Genomic DNA, 873 nt, shown 5'->3' on the forward strand with positions numbered 1-873 from the left:
TTATTGAAGCATCTAACCTTTTCCCAACTCATATCCTAAATCACAGCTACTTTTACTAGTCAACAACTCGTAAAGCAATTCCACCAGACACTCCACTCGTGGTGATTTTACAATTGAAAAATGATTACCGTCTATTTCGTATAAGTATATATCTGATGTTATACGCTCCTTCAAACCTCCTATGCTAAATGGAGTCTCGGTTGCTTTAATGTAGTTTAATTCGCTACTTTGCACATCATTTATCTGATAAGTGCTGACAGCATGTTGTAAAGATCTTATGGTATTTAAATAAACAACAAAATCATAGGGTTCAATTTGTGTGATGTTGGGCATAACAGAGAAAATATCCGGAGGTATTATCTTTTTAATATCCTGATATGTACTTTTAGATTCTTTTAAGATACTAACCACTCTAGACCAAAGTGTATTAATATTGTCGATCGGTTTTTCACCTTTTTCACCTACCATCTGGAAGATCGAAAACTTGCTTAATAAAGTCCTTTCACCTTCCAAGCTAAATGGGTCTATTGGAATGGTTTGTTGATCGCGAACAGGAAAGGCACTATCTATTATTATCAATTTATTTCCACATTCATCTAATTTTTCCAATTGAGATGCCATTTCAAATGCTATAAGACCCCCGGTACTCCATCCCAATATTTTGTAAGGCCCCTTTGGTTGTACTGCCTTCATTTTATGAATATAGTCTATCGCCAAATCCTCAATTTTTCTATTTTGTGGCTCTATTGAACGCAGCATTTCACTTTTAATTCCCCAACAATTTAGGTTTTTCATTCTTGATGCCAAGTCTGTATAGCCTTGAATATCTCCACTACCGTCATGAATAAAAAATATGTTTTCATCATTAGCCCT

The 873-nt window shown here is 34.8% G+C and carries 1 protein-coding gene; it reads right to left on the reverse strand.

What is annotated here, in order from left to right; all coding sequences use genetic code 11:
* Positions 1-12: 12 nt before the first annotated feature.
* The coding region (locus tag E1163_RS00225; RefSeq protein ID WP_155168528.1) for a thioesterase domain-containing protein at positions 13-873 on the reverse strand (861 nt) is incomplete at its 5' end.

Origin of the sequence: Fulvivirga kasyanovii (assembly GCF_009711405.1) — a bacterium.
GTDB lineage: Bacteria > Bacteroidota > Bacteroidia > Cytophagales > Cyclobacteriaceae > Fulvivirga > Fulvivirga kasyanovii.